18 protein-coding genes and 1 pseudogene are annotated in these 18,279 nt (G+C 62.1%); 16 read left to right on the forward strand and 3 right to left on the reverse strand.

Going from position 1 to position 18,279, the window contains the following annotated elements; all coding sequences use genetic code 11:
• Positions 1 to 101 precede the first annotated feature (101 nt).
• A complete protein-coding gene (locus PO860_RS08355) occupies positions 102 to 2,534 on the forward strand; it encodes a ComEC/Rec2 family competence protein (RefSeq protein WP_275038240.1) in 2,433 nt (810 codons plus the stop codon).
• On the opposite strand, the gene lexA is transcribed toward PO860_RS08355, so the two are convergent.
• Complete coding sequence (gene lexA, locus PO860_RS08360) at positions 2,515 to 3,234, reverse strand: transcriptional repressor LexA (protein ID WP_029873161.1); 720 nt, start codon at positions 3,232 to 3,234, stop codon at positions 2,515 to 2,517. The two genes, PO860_RS08355 and lexA, sit on opposite strands and share 20 nt — an antisense overlap.
• Before the next feature lie 195 nt (positions 3,235 to 3,429).
• Here lexA and PO860_RS08365 point away from each other — a divergent pair, with 195 nt between their 5' ends.
• The 15 genes and pseudogenes from PO860_RS08365 (at position 3,430) to PO860_RS08435 (ending at position 16,454) form a co-directional block, all read left to right on the forward strand.
• A complete protein-coding gene (locus tag PO860_RS08365; RefSeq protein ID WP_183607449.1) occupies positions 3,430 to 4,326 on the forward strand; it encodes a VOC family protein in 897 nt (298 codons plus the stop codon).
• Entirely contained in the window at positions 4,323 to 5,168 is an 846-nt protein-coding gene (gene kdsA / locus PO860_RS08370; protein ID WP_183607448.1) for a 3-deoxy-8-phosphooctulonate synthase, read from the forward strand. Before PO860_RS08365 ends, kdsA begins: the two co-directional genes overlap by 4 nt.
• Positions 5,169 to 5,310: 142 nt before the next feature.
• Complete coding sequence (gene eno / locus PO860_RS08375) at positions 5,311 to 6,585, forward strand: phosphopyruvate hydratase (RefSeq protein WP_183607447.1); 1,275 nt, start codon at positions 5,311 to 5,313, stop codon at positions 6,583 to 6,585.
• 135 nt (positions 6,586 to 6,720) lie between these two features.
• Positions 6,721 to 7,041 carry an FtsB family cell division protein gene (locus PO860_RS08380; RefSeq protein WP_011425208.1) on the forward strand — a complete coding sequence of 107 codons (321 nt, stop codon included), beginning with the start codon at positions 6,721 to 6,723 and terminating at the stop codon, positions 7,039 to 7,041.
• 145 nt (positions 7,042 to 7,186) lie between these two features.
• A complete protein-coding gene (pdhA, locus tag PO860_RS08385) occupies positions 7,187 to 8,233 on the forward strand; it encodes a pyruvate dehydrogenase (acetyl-transferring) E1 component subunit alpha (RefSeq protein ID WP_183607446.1) in 1,047 nt (348 codons plus the stop codon).
• A gap of 15 nt (positions 8,234 to 8,248) precedes the next feature.
• Entirely contained in the window at positions 8,249 to 9,634 is a 1,386-nt protein-coding gene (locus PO860_RS08390) for a pyruvate dehydrogenase complex E1 component subunit beta (RefSeq protein ID WP_183607445.1), read from the forward strand.
• Positions 9,635 to 9,649: 15 nt separating this feature from the next.
• The gene (locus tag PO860_RS08395) at positions 9,650 to 10,996 is read left to right on the forward strand and encodes a pyruvate dehydrogenase complex dihydrolipoamide acetyltransferase (RefSeq protein WP_273882672.1); all 1,347 of its coding nucleotides are present in this window, start codon (positions 9,650 to 9,652) and stop codon (positions 10,994 to 10,996) included.
• Between the two features lie 19 nt (positions 10,997 to 11,015).
• Positions 11,016 to 11,657, forward strand: coding sequence for an SGNH/GDSL hydrolase family protein (locus PO860_RS08400; RefSeq protein ID WP_183607443.1), 642 nt, complete (start codon positions 11,016 to 11,018; stop codon positions 11,655 to 11,657).
• A gap of 2 nt (positions 11,658 to 11,659) precedes the next feature.
• Entirely contained in the window at positions 11,660 to 12,241 is a 582-nt protein-coding gene (locus PO860_RS08405) for a GNAT family N-acetyltransferase (protein ID WP_272782654.1), read from the forward strand.
• A gap of 16 nt (positions 12,242 to 12,257) precedes the next feature.
• Positions 12,258 to 13,721, forward strand: coding sequence for a dihydrolipoyl dehydrogenase (gene lpdA, locus PO860_RS08410; protein ID WP_273885031.1), 1,464 nt, complete (start codon positions 12,258 to 12,260; stop codon positions 13,719 to 13,721).
• A 54-nt stretch (positions 13,722 to 13,775) separates the two neighbouring features.
• Complete coding sequence (locus tag PO860_RS08415; protein WP_085737168.1) at positions 13,776 to 14,030, forward strand: GlsB/YeaQ/YmgE family stress response membrane protein; 255 nt, start codon at positions 13,776 to 13,778, stop codon at positions 14,028 to 14,030.
• Between the two features lie 17 nt (positions 14,031 to 14,047).
• Positions 14,048 to 14,296, forward strand: coding sequence for a GlsB/YeaQ/YmgE family stress response membrane protein (locus PO860_RS08420; RefSeq protein WP_097614400.1), 249 nt, complete (start codon positions 14,048 to 14,050; stop codon positions 14,294 to 14,296).
• A gap of 37 nt (positions 14,297 to 14,333) precedes the next feature.
• A complete protein-coding gene (lipA, locus tag PO860_RS08425) occupies positions 14,334 to 15,305 on the forward strand; it encodes a lipoyl synthase (protein WP_273882671.1) in 972 nt (323 codons plus the stop codon).
• A gap of 68 nt (positions 15,306 to 15,373) precedes the next feature.
• Positions 15,374 to 15,992, forward strand: a pseudogene (locus PO860_RS08430) (AAA family ATPase).
• Positions 15,993 to 16,001: 9 nt separating this feature from the next.
• A complete protein-coding gene (locus tag PO860_RS08435; protein WP_183607439.1) occupies positions 16,002 to 16,454 on the forward strand; it encodes a type II toxin-antitoxin system RatA family toxin in 453 nt (150 codons plus the stop codon).
• Between the two features lie 20 nt (positions 16,455 to 16,474).
• Here PO860_RS08435 and PO860_RS08440 read toward each other — a convergent pair whose 3' ends face one another.
• Together PO860_RS08440 and PO860_RS08445 are read right to left on the reverse strand one after the other, a co-directional pair.
• Positions 16,475 to 16,978, reverse strand: a complete 504-nt coding sequence (locus PO860_RS08440) for a CinA family protein (protein ID WP_273885030.1) — start codon at positions 16,976 to 16,978, stop codon at positions 16,475 to 16,477.
• Positions 16,975 to 18,192, reverse strand: a complete 1,218-nt coding sequence (locus PO860_RS08445) for a bifunctional 2-C-methyl-D-erythritol 4-phosphate cytidylyltransferase/2-C-methyl-D-erythritol 2,4-cyclodiphosphate synthase (protein ID WP_183607437.1) — start codon at positions 18,190 to 18,192, stop codon at positions 16,975 to 16,977. The genes PO860_RS08440 and PO860_RS08445 overlap by 4 nt, the downstream gene beginning before the upstream one ends.
• Positions 18,193 to 18,279 lie beyond the last annotated feature (87 nt).

The raw sequence follows: 18,279 nt of genomic DNA on the forward strand, positions 1-18,279 counted from the left end.
TTGGCGCTCGCGATTTCCCCTCATATTTCAATCGATTATTCTTGCTCGTTTTGATTGAAGGTTGCATTCTGGCCGCCAGTGCGGGTGACCTTGGGCGGCATATGCAGGAATTGACGACAGTCGAATTGCGGCCGGAAGCGGGCACCGGCCTCGCCGATCAGCCGGATTTTGCTGCGTCTGTCGTGGTGACGCGACCGGCAAGGACACAGTCGGCAGTGCCGTTGCGCCACCGGCTGCCGGCCGCAGCCATGCAATCGCTGCGTGCCGGGGCCTGCATGCTGGCCGAGGAAGCCGATCATGGCCGTCTGCTGCTGTTCTCGCCGGTCTTCCTCGGCGCCGGCTCGGCCGTCTGGTTTCTCGCCGCATCGGATTTTCCCCTCGTTGCATCGCTGCTTTGCCTGCTGGTGCCGGCGGCCGCGGTTTTCCTGACCGGCCGCAGCCGGCCGGCATTGCGGGCGACGTTCGCTGCGTTTGCACTTTTCGCCTGCGGCATGCTCTCGGCTGAGTTCGAGAGCTGGCGGGCTTCGACCGTCATCCTCGATTCATCCGTGACGACGACGGTGACGGGCCGTGTCGAACGGCGGGAAGGCGACGGCCGCGGGCGCTGGCGCTACATTCTTGCCGTCGCGGGCACGGAGGCGCCGGAGTTGAAGCGGCCGCCGGGACGCATAACCGCAATCGTCCGTGGCGCCGACGCGCCTTTCGAGATCGGCGACATTATCACCGGCAGGGCACGGCTGACGCCACCGGCAGGCCCCGCACTTCCTGCGCTCAACGACTTCTCATTCGGTGCTTATTTCGATGGCATCGGCGCCAATGGTTTCTTCTATGGCGCGCCGGAGAAAGTCGACGTGCAGGCAGGCCCGCAGGCTGCCAGGTCGACGTCGGACGCTCTGCTCGAATGGCTCTACCGGCTGCGCAGCGGCATCGGCGACCGCATACGATCGATCCTGCCCGGCGACACGGGCGCTTTTGCCGCTGCTCTGGTGACGGATGAGCGGCGCGCCATCTCGAATGCGACGACGGAGGCGCTGCGCCAGTCCGGCCTTGCCCATATCGTTGCGATCTCGGGCCTCAATATGGCGTTGTCGGCCGGCATCTTCTTCGTCGGTTTCCGGATGCTGCTCAGCCTCTTTCCCGGCGTCGCCCAGGCCTATCCGACCAAGAAGATCGCCGCCGCCGGCGCGCTCATCGCCGTCACCGCCTATTTCCTGATCTCCGGTTTCGGGGTCTCGGCCGAACGCGCCTTTATCATGATGGCCATCATGCTGGTTGCCGTGTTCTTCGATCGGCCATCGATCAGCCTGCGCAATGTCGTTCTCTCCGCGTTGGTCATCATCGCCATTTCACCCTCCGAAGTCTTGGGCCCGAGCTTTCAAATGTCCTTTGCCGCGACATTGGCTTTGGTATCGGGTTATCAGCTGTGGAAGGATCGGCGTGTCCGGGAAAACGCCTTGCTGAAACTGCCGATCGTCAGGCCGGTGGTCGCCGTCGCCGGTTTCTTCGGCGGCGTCTTTCTGACCTCGCTGATCGGCGGTTTTTCCACCGCGCTGTTTTCGATCGAGCATTTTCATCGCCTGACCGCTTACGGCCTGCCGGCAAACCTCGCGACGATGCCGATCATTTCCTTCATCGTCATGCCGGCCGGGCTGCTGGCGATGTTGCTCATGCCTTTCGGTCTGGACGCTCCCCTCTGGGAGGTGGTCGGATTCGGCCTCGATCTGGTGATTGCGGTCGCCAAGACGGTGTCCGGCTGGGGCGGTGATATCGGCATCGGCCGCTTGCCCGCCTGGTATTTCGCTGTTGCCGTGGCAGGCTTTCTGCTGCTGACGCTGCTGCGCACCCGGCTGCGCCATGTCGGCACATCGATCATATCAGTCGCGACTCTTATCCTGCTGCTTCTGCCGGTTCCCCGGCCGCCGGACCTGGTGATTTCGGAGGATGGTAGTCTGGTTGCGGTCGTCGCGGTCGCGGCGATCGCTTCCAACCGTGAAAACCCGCCGGATTTCATCTTCGACCAGTGGCAGCGAGCGCTGGTCCTGCCGACGCATGCAGCGCCGAAGATGCTGGATGGTCCCGCTATCCCGCCGGAAGGAGAAGACCGCCGCGTCAGGCTCTCCCGCGATCAGCAGAACGAAGCGAGGACGGCGATGCAGGCGGCGGCCGCGGGCGGCGACGCAAACCGTTTTTCCTGCGTCAAGAAGGCCTGGTGCACATCAAGGCTCGGCAATGGCCATATCGTCACCGTCATCGACAATGCCGCCTATCTCGGTCCGGCCTGCGATGCGGCCGATATCGTCGTGACATCGGTCCGCCTGCGTTTCAACAGCTGCCGCTCTGGTGGGACGCTCTTTACCGGCGAGACGCTGCGCAGGACAGGCTCCGTGGAGTTGCGCTTCACCGATGCCGGCCTGGAGGTCGTGAGCGCATTCGAGACCCTGTCGCGGCCATGGATGCGCCATCGCGCCTATGACTGGCGCAGCAACAGTTTTGCCGAATCCGGCCTGTCTGGTGTCAGTGATAGCGGCGAATGAGGCCGACGAGCTTGCCCTGTACCTTGACGCGGTCCGGCCCGAAGATCCGGGTCTCGTATGCCGGGTTGGCGGCCTCCAGCGCGATCGAGGCGCCTTTGCGGCGGAAGCGCTTCAGCGTCGCTTCCTCGTCATCGACGAGGGCAACGACGATGTCGCCGGGACTTGCGGTGCTGCCGTTGCGGATGATCACGGTGTCGCCGTCGAAGATGCCGGCATCGATCATCGAATCGCCCTTGACCTCGAGCGCATAATGTTCACCGGAGCCGAGCATGTCGGCGGGAACGACGATGTCGTGGGTATTGTTCTGGATCGCCGAGATCGGCACGCCGGCGGCGATCCGGCCCATAACAGGCACGGAGACCGAGTTGCCGTTATCGGCGACAGGTTTGGCAGGAGCGGGAGCGGCGACCGGCTGGGGCTTGCCGAGGCTGCCTTCGATGACGCTCGGCGAAAAGCCCCGCCGTGGCTGGATGCTGGGGCTGTAGGCCTCCGGAAGCTTGATGACCTCGAGTGCCCGGGCCCGGTTCGGTAGGCGGCGAATGAAGCCGCGTTCTTCGAGCGCTGTAATCAGGCGATGAATGCCGGACTTCGAGGCAAGATCGAGGGCATCCTTCATTTCGTCGAAAGACGGCGGAACGCCGGACTCCTTCATGCGCTCATGAATGAAAAGGAGAAGCTCCTGTTGTTTGCGCGTGAGCATCGACGTCAGACCCCTGATTGAAACAAATCCAGAACAGACACTATATGTTCCATATGTGTTCCGCAAGTGGCTAAATTTCCGTAAAACTTGCCGCCAACTCGTTGAGATTTTTATTTTCGTTCGCCGGATTGGCGGACAAGTCTTGCCTTGGGTGGCACTCTCACACATCTCTGCTTTGCCACGAGAGGGGATATCATGAACGCGCATTCCGCCAAACCGCATCCGCTGGATCACGTCGTGCTGCCCGTCGTCAATATCGATCTGGCGCGCGAAAGGCTCGGCAAGCTCGGCTTTACCGTTGCCGCCGAGGCGCGCCATCCCTTCGGAACGGAAAATGCCTGCGTCTTTTTTGCCGACAAGACCTATCTGGAGCCGCTCGGGGTTGCGAGCATCGCCGAGAGCGAGACGTCGGCGCGGCAAGGCAATGTCTTCACCGCCCGCAACCAGGCTTTCCGTTTCCGCTGCGGCGAGGAGGGGCTTTCGGCAATCGTCTTCGCCACCGAAGATTCTGCCCGTGATCATAAGAATTTCGCCAGCAAGGGATCGAGCGCCGGCGAGATGCTGGAGTTCAGCCGGCCGATGATGATGCCGGATGGTTCCGAGAGCGTCGGCAGCTTCAAATTGGCTTTCGCCAGCGATCTGCGGGCGCCTGATTTCTTCCTCTTCACCTGTCAGCGCATCAACCCGCTCCCGGCTGACCGTGGTGCGCTGGAGAAACATGCCAATGGCGTCATCGGCATAACCGAGGTTGCGCTTTGCGCGCCTGATGCCGCCGCATTCGGCGCCTTCGTCAGCCTCGTCGCGGCGCAGCCGGCAATCGAGAAAACCGGTTTCGGCGTCAATATCGCCGCGTCGAATGCGAGAATCAGCCTGATGACGCCGGAAGGGCTGGAGGCCTATTTCGAGATCGCCGTCTCATCCGCCGACCGCGGCCTGCGCGGCCGGGCAATCCTCTTTGCTGTCGCCGATCTTGCCGTGACAGAAGCGCATTTGGCTGCTAACGGAGTGACGTATACGCGCAAGAACAATCGCATTCTGGTGAAGCCCGCGCCCGGGCAGGGCACGCTCTTCGCCTTCGAGGAAACACGATGAGCACCGATACGAATTCCGAAGTCAAGATCGGCGAAGGCCAGGGCCAGGTCACCTTTTCAAATGCCGGCCGCCTGTCGCTGATTGCCGGCCCCTGCCAGATGGAGAGCCGCGACCACGCCTTCATGGTCGCCGGCACGCTGAAGGAGCTTTGCGAAAAGCTCGGCATCGGCCTCGTCTATAAGAGCTCGTTCGACAAGGCGAACCGCACTTCGCTTTCGGCCGAACGCGGCATCGGGATTGAAAAGGGTATGGAGGTCTTTGCCGACCTGAAGAAGGAATTCGGCTTTCCCGTCCTGACCGATGTCCATACCGCCGAGCAATGCGCCGAAGTGGCAGAGGTGATCGATGTGCTGCAGATTCCAGCCTTTCTCTGCCGCCAGACCGATCTTCTCATCGCCGCCGCCAAGACCGGCCGCGTCGTCAACGTCAAGAAGGGCCAGTTCCTCGCTCCCTGGGATATGAAGAACGTCCTGAAGAAGCTCAACGCCAGCGGCAATCCGAACGTGCTGCTGTGCGAGCGCGGCGCCTCCTTCGGTTACAACACTCTGGTTTCCGATATGCGTTCGTTGCCGATCATGGCAGCGATGGGCGCCCCCGTTGTTTTCGATGCCACACATTCCGTGGCGCAGCCGGGCGGGCAGGGGGATTCCTCCGGCGGTCAACGGGAATTCGTGGAAACGCTGGCGCGTGCAGCGGTAGCGACCGGCATTGCCGGCGTCTTCGTCGAAACCCATCAGGACCCGGACAATGCGCCTTCCGATGGCCCGAACATGGTCTATCTCAAGGACATGCCGCGGCTTCTGGAAAAGCTGCTCGCCTTCGACGCGGTCGCCAAGGCCTGACGTTCAACAGCCTGACATGATCGTGCTGTAGGCGAGATCGGACAAGCTGGTTCGAAGGCGGAAAACTGCGCCATTGTAATTTGCACGCCTTCGATTATGACAGGCTTCGAACGACTTATCACCCACCGAGCAGGAAGAACCCATGACTGCAATCACCGATATCATCGCCCGCGAGATTCTCGATAGCCGTGGCAACCCCACCGTCGAAGTCGATGTCTATCTCGAAGACGGCAGCATGGGCCGCGCGGCCGTTCCCTCGGGCGCCTCGACGGGCGCACATGAGGCGGTCGAGCTGCGCGACGGCGGCAAGCGCTACCTCGGCAAGGGCGTCCAGAAGGCGGTCGATGCCGCCAACACCGAGATCTTCGACGCGATCGGCGGCATCGACGCCGAAAACCAGATCCAGATCGACAACATCATGATCGAGCTGGACGGCACGCCGAACAAGTCGCGCCTCGGCGCCAACGCCATCCTCGGCGTCTCGCTCGCCGTCGCCAAGGCTGCCGCCCAGGCCTCCGGCCTGCCGCTTTACCGTTATGTCGGCGGCGCTTCCGCCAGCCTCCTGCCGGTGCCGATGATGAACATCATCAACGGCGGCGCCCATGCCGACAACCCGATCGATTTCCAGGAGTTCATGATCCTGCCGGTCGGCGCCGACACGATCGCCGAAGCCGTGCGCATGGGCTCGGAAGTCTTCCATACGCTCCGCAAGGAACTTGCCGCACAGGGCCACAACACCAATGTCGGCGACGAAGGCGGTTTCGCACCGGGCCTGAAGAGCGCTTCGGAAGCCCTCGACTTCATCGTCAAGTCGGTCGAGAAAGCCGGCTACAGGCCGGGTGAGGACATCTACCTCGGCCTCGATTGCGCCTCGACGGAATTCTTCAAGGACGGCAAATACGTTCTCGAAGGTGAAGGCCGCACGCTCGAATCGGGCGCCATGGCCGAATATCTGGCCGAACTCGCCGCCAAATATCCGATCATCTCGATCGAGGACGGCATGGCCGAAGACGACTGGGACGGCTGGAAGACGCTGACCGACCTGGCCGGCAAGAAGACCCAGCTCGTCGGCGACGATCTCTTCGTCACCAATTCCGCCCGTCTTCGCGACGGCATCCGCATGGGCGTCGCCAATTCGATCCTCGTCAAGGTCAACCAGATCGGCTCGCTGACGGAGACCCTCGACGCCGTCAACACGGCGCACAAGGCAGCCTACACCGCCGTCATGTCGCACCGCTCCGGTGAAACCGAAGATTCGACCATCGCCGATCTCGCGGTCGCCACCAACTGCGGTCAGATCAAGACCGGCTCGCTGTCGCGTTCCGACCGCCTTGCCAAGTACAACCAACTGATCCGCATCGAAGAAGGTCTCGGCCCCCAGGCTCAGTATGCCGGCCGTTCGATCATCCGCGGCTGATCGGATCTGATTGGCAATGCTCGACCCGCGCCCTCCCGGCGCGGGTTTTTTGTTGCGCTTCTTTAGAGTCAACGAACGGTTAATCTCTGCGCGGTAGATTGAACGAATTGGTAATGCGTTCAAGAGCATGCGTGTATGTGGACAAAGCATCATAAGAAGAGAAAGCTCGGCCGCTTCGTCATTCCGGCCATGACGGTCGCCTTCCTTTCCTATTTCGGTTATCATTGCATTCATGGCGATTACGGCCTGCGCGCGACGGAGACGTTCGAGCATCAGCGTGTCGCGCGCGAAAAAGAGCTTGCGATCTTGAAGGCGAAGCGCGAACATCTGGAAAATCAGGTCGCGCTGCTGAGTGACGGTTCGCTCGACAAGGATATGCTGGACGAAAAAGCGCGCTATCAGCTCAATATGTCGCGCGCCGACGAGATCGTCATATTCAATCATTATTCCAATTAACCTGAATTGAGTTAATTGTATTTTTCTCTGTTTTATCAATAATTTAGCGCCGAATACGAGCCATGCAATTATGGCATTGCTGTGGTCATGTTTCTTCCCTATGGTACGCGCCACCGAGAAACGACAAACCCATAGGGAGGGTTGAATGGCGCCGCGAAAGACCGCGACCGTTTCCAGCCGCAAAACTGCAGCAAAACCGGCAGCCAAGGCATCGAATGGAGGCCCTGTGGCCGACTTCGATCGCGATGAGGAGCTCAAGGCCTATCGCGAAATGCTGCTGATCCGCCGCTTCGAGGAGAAGGCCGGTCAGCTTTACGGGATGGGCTTCATCGGCGGCTTTTGCCACCTCTACATCGGTCAGGAAGCTGTCGTCGTCGGCATGCAGATGGCGCAGAAGGAAGGCGACCAGGTCATCACCGCCTATCGCGACCACGGCCACATGCTGGCAACCGGCATGGAAGCGCGCGGCGTCATGGCGGAACTGACCGGGCGCCGCAGCGGCTATTCCCACGGGAAGGGCGGCTCGATGCACATGTTCTCGAAAGAAAAGCATTTCTACGGCGGTCACGGCATCGTCGGCGCCCAGGTTTCGCTCGGAACGGGTCTTGCCTTTGCAAACCGCTACCGCGGCAACGGCAATGTCTCCATCGCCTATTTCGGCGACGGCGCCGCCAACCAGGGCCAGGTCTACGAGAGCTTCAACATGGCGGCTCTCTGGAAGCTGCCGATCGTCTATATCGTCGAGAACAACCGTTACGCCATGGGCACCTCGACCGCCCGCGCGACGGCGCAGTCGAACTACTCGCTGCGCGGCTCCGGCTTCGGCATCCCCGGAATTCAGGTCGACGGCATGGATGTTCGCGCCGTCAAGGCCGCGGCCGACGAGGCGCTCGAACATTGCCGCTCCGGCAAGGGCCCGATCATCTTGGAAATGCTGACCTATCGCTATCGCGGTCACTCCATGTCCGATCCGGCGAAGTATCGCTCCAAGGAGGAAGTGCAGAAGATGCGCTCCGAGCAGGATCCGATCGAACAGGTCAAGGCGCGCCTCATCGAAAAGGGTTGGGCTTCCGAAGACGATCTGAAGGCGATCGACAAGGATGTCCGCGACATCGTCGCCGACAGCGCCGATTTCGCCCAGGCCGATCCGGAGCCGGATGCATCCGAGCTCTATACCGACATTCTGCTCTAATCGGGGAGGGAACCCATGCCTATCGATATCCTCATGCCCGCCCTCTCTCCGACCATGGAAGAAGGCACGCTGTCCAAATGGCTGAAGCAGGAAGGTGACAAGGTCACCTCCGGCGACGTGATTGCCGAAATCGAAACCGACAAGGCGACGATGGAAGTCGAAGCCGTCGATGAAGGGATCATCGGCAAGCTGCTCGTCGACGCCGGCACCGAAGGTGTCAAGGTCAACACCAAGATCGCCGTGCTGCTGCAGGACGGCGAATCCGCTTCGGACATTTCCGCCGCCAAGCCGGCCGCCGCGGCAGCGCCCGCTGTTGCCCAGGAAGAGAAGCCGACCAATACCGGTTCCGCCTCCGCACCGCTTCCGGCCGAGCCGAAGGCCGTCGTTCCGAACGATCCCGAAATCCCGGCCGGCACCGAAATGGTGTCGACGACCGTGCGCGAAGCGCTGCGCGACGCCATGGCCGAAGAAATGCGCGCCAGCGAAGACGTCTTCGTCATGGGTGAGGAAGTTGCCGAGTACCAGGGCGCCTACAAGGTCACGCAAGGCCTGCTGCAGGAATTCGGCCCCCGCCGTGTCATCGACACGCCGATCACCGAGCACGGCTTTGCCGGCGTCGGTGTCGGCGCCGCGATGGCAGGCCTTCGCCCGATCGTCGAATTCATGACCTTCAACTTCGCCATGCAGGCGATCGACCACATCATCAACTCGGCCGCCAAGACGCTCTATATGTCCGGCGGCCAGATGGGTGCTCCGATCGTCTTCCGCGGCCCGAACGGTGCGGCTGCCCGCGTCGGCGCCCAGCACAGCCAGGACTATGCGGCCTGGTACAGCGCCATCCCCGGCCTGAAAGTCGTCATGCCCTACACGGCCTCCGACGCCAAGGGCCTGCTGAAGGCGGCGATCCGCGATCCGAACCCGGTCATCTTCCTCGAAAACGAAATTCTCTACGGTCAGCACTTCGACGTGCCGAAGCTCGACAATTTCGTCCTGCCGATCGGCAAGGCCCGCATCCATCGTTCGGGTAAGGACGCCACGGTCGTCTCCTTCGGCATCGGCATGACCTATGCGACCAAGGCGGTTGCCGAACTCGAGAAGATCGGTATCGACGTCGAACTGATCGACCTTCGCACCATCCGCCCGATGGATCTTCCGACGATCATCGAATCGGTCAAGAAGACCGGTCGCTTGGTCACCGTCGAGGAAGGTTATCCGCAGTCGTCGGTCGGGACTGAAATCGCCACCCGCGTCATGCAACAGGCCTTCGACTATCTCGATGCGCCGATCCTGACGATTGCGGGCAAGGACGTGCCGATGCCCTACGCCGCCAATCTCGAAAAGCTCGCCCTTCCGAACGTCGGCGAAGTCGTCGATGCGGTGAAGGCTGTTTGCTACAAATAAGGGGAGGGTATCTCGATGCCGATCAATATCACGATGCCCGCCCTCTCTCCGACCATGGAAGAAGGCAATCTTTCCAAGTGGCTGGTCAAGGAAGGCGACACGGTCAAGTCTGGCGATGTGATCGCCGAGATCGAGACCGACAAGGCGACGATGGAAGTCGAAGCCGTCGATGAAGGCACGGTCGCCAAGCTCGTCGTTGCCGCCGGCACCGAGGGCGTTAAGGTCAATGCGCTGATTGCCGTTCTCGCCGCCGATGGTGAGGATGTCGCCGCTGCCGCAAGCGGCGCGGGTGCCGCCGCTCCGGCGCCCAAGGCTGAAGCCGCACCTGCGCCGAAGGCCGAAGCTGCACCGGCTGCGGCCCCGTCCGCACCGGCGCCTGCCGTCGCACCCGCGGCGGTTTCGGCTGACGGCAACCGCACTTTCTCTTCGCCGCTCGCGCGCCGTCTGGCCAAGGAAGCCGGTATCGACCTCTCGGCCGTCGCAGGCTCCGGCCCGCATGGCCGCGTCGTCAAGAGCGATGTCGAAGCTGCCGTTGCCGGCGGTGGCGCCAAGGCTGCGGCCGCACCGGCTGCCGCTCCGCAGGCCGCCGCAGCCCCGGCCCCGGCCGCTGCAGCGCCGAAGGGCGCTTCCGAGGAAGCCGTTCTCAAGCTCTTCGAGCCGGGCTCCTACGAGCTCGTGCCGCATGACGGCATGCGCAAGACCATCGCTCGGCGCCTGGTCGAATCCAAGCAGACGATCCCGCATTTCTACGTCAGCGTCGATTGCGAACTCGACGCTCTGATGGCGCTACGTGCCCAGCTGAACGATGCGGCGCCGCGCAAGGACAACGCTCCGGCCTACAAGCTCTCGGTCAACGACATGGTCATCAAGGCCATGGCGCTGGCGTTGCGCGACATTCCCGACGCCAACGTATCGTGGACCGACAGCAACATGGTCAAGCACAAGCATGCCGATGTCGGCGTCGCCGTCTCGATCCCCGGCGGCCTGATCACGCCGATCATCCGCAAGGCCGAGCAGAAGACGCTGTCTGTCATCTCCAACGAGATGCGCGATCTCGGCAAGCGGGCCAAGGACCGCAAGCTGAAGCCCGAGGAATATCAGGGCGGCACCAGCTCGGTTTCGAACATGGGCATGATGGGCGTGAAGAACTTCGCCGCCGTCGTCAATCCGCCGCATGCGACGATCCTCGCGGTCGGCGCTGGGGAACAGCGGGTCGTCGTCAAGAAGGGCGAAATGGCGATCGCCACCGTGATGTCGGTCACGCTGTCGACCGACCATCGCTGCGTCGACGGCGCGCTCGGCGCCGAGCTGCTCCAGGCCTTCAAGGGCTATATCGAAAACCCGATGGGCATGCTTGTCTGATAGCAGCGCGGAGGCGGAAATGACCAAGACCGTTCTTTGCTATGGTGACTCGCTAACCTGGGGTTATGACGCCGAGACGATCGGCCGTCATGATTACAAAAACCGCTGGCCGAGCGTGCTCCAGGCAGTGCTCGGCAGTGAGGCGCGTGTCATCGCCGAAGGCCTGAATGGGCGCACGACCGCTTTCGACGACCACCTCGCCGATTGCGATCGCAACGGTGCGCGCATCCTGCCGACGATCCTGCAGACGCACGCACCGCTCGATCTCGTCATCCTGCTGCTCGGCACCAACGACATGAAGCCGGTTGTATCAGGTTCCGCCTTTGCCGCGTGCCAAGGCATCAGCCGGCTAGTGCGGCTCATCCGCAATCATGCCTGGCCCTTCGAATTCGATGGGCCGGAGATCTTGATCGTGGCGCCGCCGGCGATCTGCGCGACGGGCAATGTGCCCTTCGCCGCGTCGTTTCCCGGTGGCATCGAGGAATCGGCAAAGCTCGCAACGCTTTATCGTGATCTTGCCGACGAACTCGGCTGTGGCTTCTTCGATGGCAATTCCGTTGCCCAGACCACGCCGATCGATGGCATTCACCTCGATGCGGACAATACACGGGCGCTCGGGCGCGGGCTGGAATCGATCGTGCGGATGATGCTGGGGATCTGAGCATGACCGCCTTCATCGCGCTGCGGCAGGCCTCACGGCGCGATGCCTCGGAGCTGGCGATCCTGGCGGATATCGCATCGCACGGTTTTGCCTCCTGGCTCTGGTTCGCCGATGTGGCGAACGGCGTCAGCGACACGCCGCTGGAGCGGGGTCGGCTGAAGATGAGCGAGGAGGAGGCCGTTGGCGGCTGGCGGGATGCCGTTATCGCCGAGGCCTATGGCGAAGTGGCAGGCGTGGCGATCGGCCATCCGCTGGAGGAGGGCATAGCCGATATCGAGGCGAGCATCCCGGCGACCGAACCGATGCTCGCCCTGCAGAAAACGGTTGTGGGAAGCTGGTTCATCGGCAGTCTCGGCGTTTACCGCCATCTGCGCGGCATCGGCATCGGGCGCAGGCTGCTAGACGATCAGATCGACAGGGCGGATTGCCGCCCCGTCAGTCTCATTACCGCAAGTGATAACGAGGCGGCTCTGTCGCTTTATGGAAGAAACGGATTCCTGGAGGCTGCGCGCGCCGATGCCGTGCCGCTTTTCGACAACAGCAAAAGACATGCGTGGGTGCTCATGACCCGCAGCGCAGCGTAACAAAGGCAGGAAACACATGGCTGAATCCTACGACGTCATCATCATCGGCTCCGGCCCCGGCGGCTACGTCGCCGCCATCCGTGCAGCCCAGCTCGGCCTCAAGACCGCGATCGTCGAGCGCGAGCATATGGGCGGCATCTGCCTGAACTGGGGCTGCATACCCACAAAGGCGCTGCTGCGCTCGGCCGAGGTGCTCGACCATGCCAATCACTTCAAGGATTACGGCCTGGTTCTCGAAGGCACGGTCAAGCCGGATGCCAAGGCCGTCGTTGGCCGCTCGCGCGCCGTCTCCGCCCGCCTGAATGCCGGCGTCGGCTTCCTGATGAAGAAGAACAAGATCGACATCATCTGGGGCGAAGGAAAGCTTTCCAAGGCTTCGACTGGGGCTCAGCCCGGCGAGATCGTCGTCGGCAAGTCGTCGAAGCCGGTGGTCGAACCGCAGCACCCGCTGCCGAAAAACGTCAAGGGCGAGGGCACCTACACCGCCAAGCACATCATCATCGCGACCGGCGCCCGTCCGCGTGCGCTGCCCGGCATCGAGCCGGACGGCAAGCTGATCTGGACCTATTTCGAGGCGCTGAAGCCGGATGCGCTGCCGAAGTCGCTGATCGTCATGGGTTCGGGCGCGATCGGCATCGAATTCGCAAGCTTCTACCGCTCGATGGGCGTCGACGTGACGGTTGTCGAAGTCATGCCGACCATCATGCCGGTCGAGGATGCCGAAATCACCGCCATCGCCCGCAAGCAGCTGGAAAAGCGCGGCCTCAAGATCTTCACCAGTGCCAAGGTTACCAAGGTCGAGAAGGGTGCGGGCAGCGTCACCGCCCATGTCGAAACTTCAGATGGCAAGGTGCAGCAGATCACCGCCGACCGGCTGATTTCGGCCGTCGGCGTTCAGGGCAATATCGAAAACCTCGGCCTCGAGGCGCTCGACATCAAGACCGACCGCGGCTGCGTCGTCACCGACGGTTACGGCAAGACCAATATCGCTGGCATCTATGCAATCGGCGATGTCGCCGGCCCGCCGATGCTGGCCCACAAGGCCGAGCATGAAGGTGTGGTCTGCGTCGAAAAGATCGCCGGCCTGCCGAACGTTCATCCCACCGACAAGGGCAAGGTCCCGGGCTGCACCTATTGCAATCCGCAGGTCGCCTCCGTCGGCCTCACCGAAGCCAAAGCCAAGGAGCTGGGCCGCGACATCCGCGTCGGCCGCTTCTCCTTCGCGGCAAACGGCAAGGCGATCGCGCTCGGCGAAGACCAGGGCATGGTCAAGGTAATCTTCGACAAGAAGACCGGCGAGCTGCTCGGCGCCCATATGGTCGGCGCCGAAGTCACCGAGCTCATCCAGGGTTTCGTCGTCGCGATGAACCTCGAAACAACCGAGGAAGAGCTGATGCACACGATCTTCCCGCATCCGACTGTGTCCGAAACGATGAAGGAAGCGGTGCTCGATGCCTATGGCCGTGTGCTGAACGCTTGATAATTTCCCAATCCGCCCTGTATCACGGAGTGGAAAAAACGAAAGGAAATCATCATGTCTATGGAGACGCAGGCGTTGCTGGTGTTTTTGCTGATCGGCCTGGTTGCAGGCTTCCTCGCAAGTTTGGTCGTCGGTGGCGGCGGCTTGATAAGATGCCTGCTCAGCGGCATCATCGGCGCCTTCGTCGGCGGTTATCTGTTCAGCGCGCTCGGCATTTCGCTGGGTATTGAAAACGCGCTTGTTGTGCAGATCATCCACGCCACGGTCGGCGCCATCGTCGTGGTGCTGATCGCCAGGGCGGTCGCTTAAAGGCAAAGAGGGCAGGCATGGAAGGCGTCGGCTGGATTTCGGCAATCATCATCGGCGGACTGGCGGGCTGGCTGGCCGGCAAGCTGATGGAAGCGCGCTACGGGATTTTCCTGAACATCGTGCTCGGCATCGTCGGCTCTGTCGTCGCCAGCGCCATCCTCGCGCAGTTTCATGTCGCGGTGGTCGGCGGGCGGCTCGGCTACTTCGTGACGGGTTTCCTCGGCGCCTGCCTGTTGATATTCCTTGCGCGGCTGGTGCGGCGCTAGATTTGCCGCATAGGAGCGGTAGAAAGCTGAAACTGCAATGGTGACCATCCTCGATACGATCAATCCCGACGCCAAGCGCGTGCGTCATCCCGAGAAGGCGCATCGGCCAGATACGGAGGTCATGCGCAAGCCGGACTGGATCCGTGTGAAGGCGCCGACCTCCAAGGGTTATGCCGAGACGCGCGCGATCGTGAAGGAGCACAAGCTCGTCACCGTCTGCGAAGAGGCCGGCTGCCCGAATATCGGCGAGTGCTGGGACAAGAAGCACGCCACCTTCATGATCATGGGCGAAATCTGTACCCGCGCCTGCGCCTTCTGCAACGTCGCCACCGGCAAGCCGAACGCGCTCGACATGGCTGAGCCCGAAAATGTCGCCAAGGCGGTCAAGGAGATGGGCCTCAGCCACGTGGTCATCACCTCGGTCGACCGTGACGATCTGGAAGACGGCGGCGCCGAGCACTTCGAAAAGGTGATCTGGGCGATCCGCGCGGCCTCGCCGATGACGACGATCGAGATCCTGACACCCGACTTCCTGAAAAAGCCGGGGGCGCTGGAACGTGTCGTCGCTGCCAAGCCGGATGTCTTCAATCACAATATGGAAACGGTGCCCGGCAACTATCTGACGGTTCGCCCCGGTGCGCGCTATTTCCATTCCATTCGTCTGTTGCAGCGGGTGAAGGAACTCGATCCCACCATGTTCACCAAGTCGGGCATCATGGTCGGCCTCGGCGAGGAACGCAACGAAGTGCTGCAGTTGATGGACGATCTGCGCACCGCCGATGTCGATTTCCTCACAATCGGCCAGTACCTGCAGCCGACCCGCAAGCACCATCAGGTCATGAGCTTCGTCACACCCGACGAGTTCAAGTCCTACGAGACGGTCGCCTACAGCAAGGGCTTCCTGATGGTCGCCTCCAGCCCGCTGACCCGCTCCTCCCACCATGCCGGCGACGATTTCGCTCGGCTGCGTGCGGCGCGGGAGAAGAAGTTGTTGTTGGCAACCGAGTAAGATGCGGCACTTGCTTTTTGATTGAACCGCGGCGATTTTCGCCGCGGTTTTTCTTTGGGCAGTCGACGATGAACATCACCTCCGGATTGAAATCGACGCTGATCGAAGCCGACCGTATTCTGGTGATCGGCTGCCCCGGCAGCGGCAAAAGCACGCTCGCAAAGCGGCTCTCGCGAATGCTCGACCTTGACTACATCTCCATGGACCGCGATTTCTACTGGCTACCGGGCTAGCGAAAGAGGCCGCGCGACGAGATCGACCGCCGGATCGCCAAGGCGGTGGCGCAACAACGCTGGATCATGGATGGAACCGGCCTCAGCTCCTTCCATCGTCGCCTGCCGCGCGCTGAGGCCGTCATTTGGCTTCGGCTGCCCAGATATGCATGCCTGTACGGCGCCATCTGGAGAGCGGTCCGGTATTTCGGGCGCAACCGCCCCGAACTGCCTGCCGGCTGCCCTGAACGCCTCTCGCTGGGCGCGCTTGCCTATATCTGGAATTTCGAGCGCGATGCCGTACCCTTGATCGAAGTGGCGCTTCAGGAACACGGGCTTGCAGATTCCACCGTCATCATAAGATCGCGCAAAGCAGCTAACCGGTTCGCCGCTGGCCCTGGCGTGCCCGGTTCTCCAGCTAAAATCCCGCGGCCAGATGCGCGAGCTTCTTGATCTTCTTCGCCGGCCCGCTTAAGTGCCGCCTATGCCGCAATTCGAAACGCACCGTCCCGTCCCGCACACGCCCGAACAGATGTTCGACCTCGTCGCCGATGTCGAGCGTTATCCGGAATTTCTGCCGCTCTGCGAAGCGCTGGCCATCCGAAGCCGCAAGGAGCGCGACGGCAAGATCCTGCTCGTTGCCGACATGACGGTCGGCTACAAGGCGATCCGCGAGACTTTCACCACACAGGTGCTGCTGAACCGGGCCGAGCACGTCATCGAGGTCAAATATATCGATGGCCCATTCAAATATCTCGACAATCGCTGGCATTTCGCCGAGACGCCATCCGGCGGCTGCACCGTCGATTTCTTCATCGATTACGAGTTCAAGAGCCGCATTCTCGGCGCGTTGATGGGCTCGATGTTCGATCGCGCCTTCCGCATGTTCACCGAAGCCTTCGAGACTAGGGCAAACAGGATCTACGCTGCGGTCTGAGGGGGCGATTGCAGGCGCCCTCAGCCTGCCAGGAGCGAATGCACCATCTCCAGCGCCGTCCTCACCGTTGCCAGCCGAACCTCGCTGCGGCCGATATCGCCGTAAAGCATCTTTCGGTGGATGAGCGCGCCGGCGCGCGATTTGGCGGCGAGATGCACGAGGCCGACCGGCTTTCCAGCCGATCCGCCGCCGGGACCGGCAATGCCGGTGACGGCAACGGCGATCGCGGCGCGCGAGCGGAAGAGGGCGCCGTGCACCATCTGCCGGGCGGTTTCTTCCGAGACGGCCCCGAAACGCAGCAGCGTTTCCGCCTGCACGCCGAGCATCTCGATTTTCGCGGTATTCGTATAGGTGACGAAGCCGCGGTCGACGACGGCGGATGAACCGGATATCTCGGTCAGCGCCCCGGCGATCAATCCGCCGGTGCAGGATTCGGCGGTCGAGAGCATCAGCCCAGCGGCCGTGAAGTCGCGGATGATCGCCTCCGCCATCGAAATGATATCCTGAGGGAAAAGGCCCATCATTTCCTTCCGCGATAGACGACGGTCGCTGTCGCGATCGCCGCAATGCCTTCGCGCCGGCCGACGAAGCCAATCGTCTCGTTGGTCGTCGCCTTGACCGAGCAGCGCTCTATATCGATGCCGAGATAATCCGACAGTTTCGCCCGCATGGCGTCGCGATGCGGACCGACCCTCGGCGCCTCGGCGATCAGCGAGACGTCGGCATTCATGATCGTGCCGCCGTGCTCGCGCACGATCCGGGCGGCATGCTCGATGAAGATTTTTGAGGCTGCGCCCTTCCATTGCGGGTCGGACGGCGGGAAATGATCGCCGATATCGCCGGCGCCGCAGGTTGCCAGCAGCGCATCCGTCAGCGCATGCAGCGCCACGTCGGCATCGGAATGGCCTTTCAGCTTCTGATCATGCGGAATGAACACGCCGCAAAGTGTGACGCCATCGCCCGCTTCGAGCTGGTGCACGTCGTAGCCATTGCCGGTGCGCACGTCCGGCAGCAGGCACGCCGACAGCTTGTCGTCGGCCATTGATATATCGCGCTTGACGGTCAGCTTGACGTTATCGGGCGTGCCCTCGACGATCGTCACCGGAATGCCCAGCCATTCGGCGATCGAGGCGTCGTCGGTGAAATCGCTTCGCCCGCTCGCCGCTGCCTTCTCATGTGCATCGAGAATCGTTTCGAAAGCGAAGGATTGCGGCGTCTGCGCCGCGTAGAGATGCTCGCGTGAAACCGTCGTCAGCACCGTGCCGGCGCTGTCGGCGCGTTTCAGCGTATCGGTCACAGGCGTTGCCGGCAGCACTGCCGCCGCGCCGTCGCCAAGGCTCTCGGCAATGCGGTCCAGTAGCCCATGGTCGAAGAACGGCCGCACGGCATCATGGATCAGCACATGGCTGACATGCTTGTCCTTGAGATATCTGAGGCCGGCCAGCACGGATTGCTGCCGGGTCGCACCGCCGTGCACGGTTTCGATCGGCGTTGCCGAAATGATGTGACGGAAGGCTTTGGCAAACAGCGCCTCGTCGTCGGGATGAATAACGACGACGATCTGAGTTGCCAGCTCCCATGTCATGAAGTTTTCAAGCGTATGGACGATAACCGGCTTGCCGCCGATCAGGCGATATTGCTTGGGGCCTTCCTGGGAGGCGCCTGCGCGCTCGCCGCGACCGGCGGCAACGATGACAATTCCAGCCGATATCGGTTGCTTAGAAGGCATTTGCAGCATAAATCCCCTAAAATATGCGGAATTGATCCGAGTGCTCTAACGTCTTGCTTTGGCCTTTTCCAGCATCTGCCCGAAAAATATCAATTC

Source organism: Rhizobium binxianense (assembly GCF_028994275.1).
GTDB classification, from domain to species: Bacteria; Pseudomonadota; Alphaproteobacteria; order Rhizobiales; family Rhizobiaceae; genus Rhizobium; species Rhizobium binxianense.